The following is a 5,848-nucleotide window of genomic DNA, read 5'->3' as shown; positions in this document are numbered from 1 at the left end:
CCTGCGCGAGGAGCCGCCGCCCCGCGAACCGTGCACCCGGCACGCCGGTCTCCGCCCCCCCGGGGGGCGTGGAGCCTCCCGGCGAAGCCGGGAGAGGGCGAATCGTGGCCAGGCCGCGAGTCCCGCTCGCCGGCGACGAGAAGGACGGCTTCGCACCGGTCGGCGAACGCCGCGTTCAGGCTGTCCTGTTCGTCGCCGGGCGTCGCCGGAGAGCGCTCGCGAGCTCCGTCAACCGCGGAGGGGGTGGGGGATGCCCGCGGTGACCAGCAGAACCTGTTCGCACTCCGCCGCGAACGCCGCGTTCAGGCGGCCCAGTTCGTCGCGGAAGCGGCGACCCGCCGGGGTCGCGGGTACGACGCCGGAGCCGACCTCGTTGCTGACCGCGACCACGGTGCGCCGGGTGCCGCGCAGTGCCGCGACCAGTTCCGTGACCCGCTCCCGCAGCGCCCGCGCGCCGCCGTTCTTCCAGCGGGCGTCGTCCCACGCGCCGGCCTCGTCCATCGCATCGGTGAGCCACAGGGCGAGGCAGTCGATGAGCAGGGGCGGGCCGGTGCCGGTGAGGAGCGGCACGAGGTCGCAGGTCTCGCGGGTGCGCCACGACGCCGGCCGTCGTTCCCGGTGCGCGGAGACGCGTTCGGCCCACTCCGGGTCGCCCTCCCGGGTGCCGCCGGTGGCCACGTAGACGACGCCCGGGAAGGTGGCCAGCGCCCGCTCCGCGGTCACCGACTTCCCCGAGCGTGCGCCGCCCAGCACGAGTGTGCGGCGCGGCACTTCGGGGATCTCGACGTAGTCGCCGACGACGAGCGTCGTCCCGTCCGGTTCCGTGCGAGCTCCCGCCTCCGCGAGGCGCCGGCGCAACTCGGCACCGGGCGGCACGTCGTGGTCGAGGTGGACCGCGACGATGTCGGTCGCCGGGCCGATCGCACCGGCCGCCCGCAGCCTGGCCAGCGCGTCGGGACGGCCCAGCACGTCGAGGAGCACCATTTCGTACGGGGTGGAGTGCACGGAGTGCGCGGCGGGCGCGGGCTCCCCGGCGGCATGCTCCTCCACCAGCCCGGCCGGCGCCGCGCCCGGCGGCAGGTACAGCAGCCGCACTCCGCCGGGCCCGGTCACCTGGTATCCGGTGCCCGGCGAGTCCAGTGCCACGGCGCGTACCCGGTGGCCGCTGATCAGGGCGAGCTCCTGCCGGTCCGGTACCCGGACCGGGGCGGGCAGCCCCGCGGGGAACTCCAGCGGCGGGCCGTCCTGCGGATGGGAGAGGAGTACCTGCCGTACACCGTGCAGCGACCGCCCCGCCCGCGCGGCGGCGAAGGCGGGACCGGGGGTGAGGTCGAGCAGCAGGGTGCCGTCGATGAGCAGCGCGGTCGCGGCGCGTGCCCGCGTACCACCCATGGCGCAGGCCGCGCACACGGCGCAGGGGCAGTCGGGGCGGGGAAGTCCCCGGGGGGCTCCGGTGCCGAGAAGAGTGAGTTCCACACCCTGATCGTCTCGCGGGCCGACGGCAATCGCGCATCAGGTCGTTACGACCTGGTGCGGTCGTTACTCTGCGGACAGCAGCATTCGATCCCGGGAGGCACACATGGCGTGGACGTGGCGGTTCGAGAAGGCGGACGGCGCTGAGACCGAACCGGCCGTGAAGCCCGACGAGTTCCCCACTCAGGGCGACGCGGAGTCCTGGATCGGCGAGGTCTGGAAGGAGCTGTTGGAGGGCGGTACCGATCAGGTGACCCTGCTGGAGGACGGCAGCAAGGTGTACGGGCCGATGAGCCTGCACGCCGGCGACAGCTCCGGCGAGGGCGCATCCGAGGGGGACGGAGCGAGCTGAGCAGAGGTTCCCCACGCTTCGTCCGGGCGGTCCTCGGAGGCCGCCCGGAACAGGGCCGGCGGTCAGCCGCCGCGCATCCCGCACACGTGCAGCATCGCCGCCACCGAGCGGTACGGGTCGGTGCGTGCCGCGCGCTCCTCCACGGCCAGCATCCGCTCGTCCGGCTCCCCGTCGGGCCGGCCGCCCTCGTGGGCGAAGATCCCCACCCCGTACCACTGCCGCAGCGGTGTGCCGATGCCCGCCAGCCCGCTGGTCAGCGTCGACAGCCGGAAGGCGCGGCCGGCCCGCTCGGGGAAGTCGAACGCGGCCAGTGCCGCGTCCCAGTCGCCGGCGCGGCCGGGTCCCACGGCCAGCGCGTCGTCGTTCCGTATCAGCAGGGACAGCAGCCCGCCCGCGGCCAGCACCCTAGCCAGCCCGGCGAGGGTGGTGCCGGGGTCGCGGGCCTCCATCAGCTCGCCGTGGCACAGCACCACGTCGAAGGTGCCGGGCAGGAAGTGCGCGCCGGTGTCCTGGCTGCCCGCGGAGACGACGCGCACCCGCTGCCGTATCCCCTCCGGCTCCGCCGCCAGCTCCTTCTCCAGGAGCTCGCGCAGGTCGGGGTCGTCCTCGAGGCCGGTCACCTGGTGACCCGCGCGGGCCAGCCGCAGCGCCTGTACGCCCCGGCCGAGCCCGACGTCCAGCACCCGCAGCCTGCGGCCCACCGCGAAGCCCGCCGCGATCCGCTCGTCGAGCTGGCGGGCCACCAGTTCCTGGCCGAGCGGCCCGAGCCGGCCCGGCTGCCCGAGCTGCCCGCTCAGGGCGTTTCGCCGCGGGCGACCTGCGGCTTGGGCAGGCGCATCCGGCGCAGCTGGAGCGTACGCATCAGGGCGTAGGCGGCGACGCCGCGCGTGGGCTGGTCCGGGAAGCGCTTCCGCAGGGTCCTCTTCAGCCGGATCACGAGGACGATCGAGTCGATCACGATCATCACGATCACGAAGAGCCACAGCAGCAGCGAGATGTTCTTCAGCTGGAGCGAGGGCATCATGCTCAGCACCAGGATGATCACTGCGATGGGCAGGAAGAACTCCGCCACGCACCACCGCGAGTCCACGTAGTCACGGGCGAAGCGCCGCAGGGAGCCCTTGTCACGTGCGGGCAGAAAGCGCTCGTCGCCGCCGGCCAGCGCCTGACGCTGCCGGGCCATGTCGGTGCGGCGTGCCTCCCGCTGGCGCTTGGCCGCCTCCCTGCGGTTCGCCGGGGCCTTGGCGATGGTGCGGCGCTGGGACTGCGCGGCACTGCGCTTCGGCGTCGGGCGGCCCTTGGGGGCTTCCGGATCACGGGTCTGCTGGGGCTCGGCGGCGGACACCCTGTTGGCGGCCGGGGCCTGCCCTTCCTTCGAGCGGCTTCGGAACACGCCTCCCAGGGTACGGTGCCACCTGGTGTGCTCCCCAGCCCGCCGGGGCACGATCTGGCAACGCCGGGCTCCCACCGGGCCGGCGGAGCGGTTCCCGCCTACTCCTTGGGCCGGATGTTCCGGAGCCCCGATCGTCCTTCAGGAGGAGCGCATCCGCTCCCGAACAGTGCGGTAATGGAAGTAGGCCCCGTACTGTGGGTTCTGAAAGTGCTGCTGAGGCTCAGTCCGTTACGAAGGGGGCGCGCGAGGCCCATGAGCGGTGTCATGAAGCGTATGGGGATGATCTTCCGCGCGAAGGCCAACCAGGCCTTGGACCGGGCCGAGGACCCGCGCGAGACGCTGGACTACTCGTACCAGAAGCAGCTGGAGCTGCTGCAGAAGGTACGCCGCGGTGTGGCCGACGTGGCGACGTCGCGCAAGCGCCTGGAACTGCAGCTCAGCCAGTTGCAGGGACAGTCCACCAAGCTGGAGGACCAGGGTAAGAAGGCCCTCGCGCTGGGCCGCGAGGACTTGGCCCGCGAGGCGCTCTCGCGGCGCGCGGCCCTGCAGCAGCAGGTCAGCGACCTGGAGTCGCAGCACCAGACGCTGCAGGGTGAGGAGGAGAAGCTGACCCTCGCCTCCCAGCGGCTGCAGGCCAAGGTGGACGCCTTCCGTACGAAGAAGGAGACCATCAAGGCCACCTACACCGCCGCCCAGGCGCAGACCCGGATCGGTGAGGCCTTCTCCGGCATCTCCGAGGAGATGGGCGACGTCGGCATGGCCATTCAGCGGGCCGAGGACAAGACCCAGCAGCTGCAGGCACGGTCCGGTGCCATCGACGAGCTGCTCGCCTCCGGCGCGCTCGACGATCACTCCGGCATGGCGAAGGACGACATCACCGCCGAGCTGGACCGCCTCTCGGGCGGCTCGGACGTCGAGCTGGAGCTGCAGCGGATGAAGGCGGAGCTGGCGGGCGGCGGCGGCGACAAGCAGGCCATCGAGGGTGGCGGCAGCACCGGCCAGGGCCAGAACCAGGGGCAGGGGCAGCAGTCCACGCAGCAGTCTCAAGACGGGCCCAAGTTCGAGAAGTAGCGTTCCCAGCAGGAGCCCGACTAGCGGCTGACGTCCCTCGCCAGAAGGAGAGCGACATGATCGTGCGGATCATGGGGGAAGGCCAGGTGAAGCTGGATGACAGCCACTTCGCCGAGCTGAACACGCTGGACGACGAGCTGCTCTCCGAGATGGAGACCGGGGACGAGGACGGCTTCCGCCGCACCCTGACGGCACTGCTCAGCGCGGTGCGGACGTTGGGCACCGCGCTGCCCGACGACGCGCTGGAGCCTTCGGAGCTGATCCTGCCCTCGCCCGAGGCGTCCCTCGAAGAGGTACGGGAGATGCTCACCGACGACGGCCTCATCCCCGGCTGACCGCCGCGGACCGGCCACGGCGCGGGCCCGCCGCACGCCACCTTCCCGGGTGGGCGGAGGCGGCGGTTCCGGAAGCCGTACGGTGCCTGATGTGACGACGAACCCCGCGACCGGCGCCCTGGGCGGGGCGCGGCAGTGGCTGCGCGCGCACCCCCGCGCCGCGGACGCGCTGCTCGCGCTGGCCGCCTTCCTCGCGACCCTGCTGGGTGCGGCGGCGCATCCGCACGGCCGGGACATCCGCCCGGCTCTGGAAGACCGTGATCTGAACGTCCAGACCGTCCTGCTGGCCACGCTGGCCTGCGCGGTGCTGGTGCTGCGCCGCCGCGCGCCGATGCCGGTCCTCTGCATCACCAGCCTGGTCACGGTGATCGGCCTGATCATCGTTCCACGCACCGGCGGCCCCCCGGACCACGGTGGCGCGCCGATCGTGCTCACCGCGATCATCGCCCTCTACACGGTCTGCAACCGCACCGACCGCGTCACCAGTCTGCGCGTCGGCGCGGTCACCGTCGGTGTGCTGACCGCCGCGGCCATGCTGTTCGGCGGCCGGCCCTGGTACGCCCAGGAGAACTTCGGCATCTTCGCCTGGACCGGACTCGCCGCCGCCGCGGGTGAGGCGGTACGCAGCCGCCGCGGATTCGTCGACGCCATCCGCGAGCGCGCCGAGCGGGCCGAGCGCACCCGTGAGGAGGAGGCCCGGCGCCGCGTCGCGGAGGAGCGGATGCGCATCGCCCGCGAGCTCCACGATGTCGTCGCCCACCACATCGCTCTCGTCAACGTCCAGGCCGGGGTCGCCTCACACGTCATGGACCAGCGTCCGGACCAGGCCAAGCAGGCCCTCGCGCACGTACGCGAGGCGAGCAGGCACGCGCTCAACGAGCTGCAGGCGACCGTCGGCCTGCTGCGCCAGTCCGGGGAGAGCATCGCGCCCACCGAGCCCGCGCCGGGACTCGGCGTGCTGGACGACCTCGTGGAGGGTTTCCACCGGGCCGGTCTCACCGTCACCGTCGACGCGCCACCCTCGGCCACCGGCCCGCCGCTGACCTCGGCCATCGACCTCACCGCCTACCGCGTCGTGCAGGAGGCGCTGACCAATGTGCAGAAGCACGTCGGCACCGGCGCGCACGCCGTGGTGCGGATCGTCCGGGCCCGCGCCGCGCTGGAGGTCACGGTGACCGACGACGGCGCGGGCGCCGCCGACGGCGAGCCGGCGCGGTCGTCGGA

Annotated in this window: 7 protein-coding genes; 4 read left to right on the top strand and 3 right to left on the bottom strand. The window is 73.1% G+C overall.

Annotated elements, in window-relative coordinates:
* Positions 1 to 228 precede the first annotated feature (228 nt).
* Entirely contained in the window at positions 229 to 1,476 is a 1,248-nt protein-coding gene (locus tag ACRDP3_RS20970; RefSeq protein WP_431518522.1) for a bifunctional adenosylcobinamide kinase/adenosylcobinamide-phosphate guanylyltransferase, read from the bottom strand.
* 103 nt (positions 1,477 to 1,579) lie between these two features.
* Here ACRDP3_RS20970 and ACRDP3_RS20965 point away from each other — a divergent pair, with 103 nt between their 5' ends.
* Positions 1,580 to 1,825: a hypothetical protein gene (locus ACRDP3_RS20965; protein ID WP_431518521.1), complete on the top strand. Its 246-nt coding sequence runs from the start codon at positions 1,580 to 1,582 to the stop codon at positions 1,823 to 1,825.
* Positions 1,826 to 1,887: 62 nt separating this feature from the next.
* Here the strand turns inward: ACRDP3_RS20965 and ACRDP3_RS20960 are convergent, their stop codons facing one another.
* Positions 1,888 to 2,568 (bottom strand): class I SAM-dependent methyltransferase, encoded by a 681-nt coding sequence (locus tag ACRDP3_RS20960; RefSeq protein ID WP_431518520.1) that lies wholly within the window; start codon positions 2,566 to 2,568, stop codon positions 1,888 to 1,890.
* A 50-nt stretch (positions 2,569 to 2,618) separates the two neighbouring features.
* The gene (locus tag ACRDP3_RS20955) at positions 2,619 to 3,218 is read right to left on the bottom strand and encodes a DUF3043 domain-containing protein (RefSeq protein ID WP_431518519.1); all 600 of its coding nucleotides are present in this window, start codon (positions 3,216 to 3,218) and stop codon (positions 2,619 to 2,621) included.
* 252 nt (positions 3,219 to 3,470) lie between these two features.
* On the opposite strand from ACRDP3_RS20955, the gene ACRDP3_RS20950 reads away from it, so the two are divergent.
* The 3 genes from ACRDP3_RS20950 to ACRDP3_RS20940 form a co-directional block, all read left to right on the top strand.
* Positions 3,471 to 4,289 (top strand): PspA/IM30 family protein, encoded by an 819-nt coding sequence (locus ACRDP3_RS20950; RefSeq protein ID WP_431518518.1) that lies wholly within the window; start codon positions 3,471 to 3,473, stop codon positions 4,287 to 4,289.
* Between the two features lie 56 nt (positions 4,290 to 4,345).
* The gene (gene pspAA, locus ACRDP3_RS20945) at positions 4,346 to 4,624 is read left to right on the top strand and encodes a PspA-associated protein PspAA (protein ID WP_431518517.1); all 279 of its coding nucleotides are present in this window, start codon (positions 4,346 to 4,348) and stop codon (positions 4,622 to 4,624) included.
* 82 nt (positions 4,625 to 4,706) lie between these two features.
* The coding region (locus ACRDP3_RS20940; RefSeq protein WP_431518516.1) for a sensor histidine kinase at positions 4,707 to 5,848 on the top strand (1,142 nt) is incomplete at its 3' end.

Source organism: Streptomyces sp. (genome assembly GCF_050698815.1).
Taxonomy (GTDB): domain Bacteria; phylum Actinomycetota; class Actinomycetes; order Streptomycetales; family Streptomycetaceae; genus Streptomyces.
The sequence above is the reverse complement of the archived record's forward strand: the minus strand, read 5'-3'. Positions and strand labels throughout refer to the sequence as shown.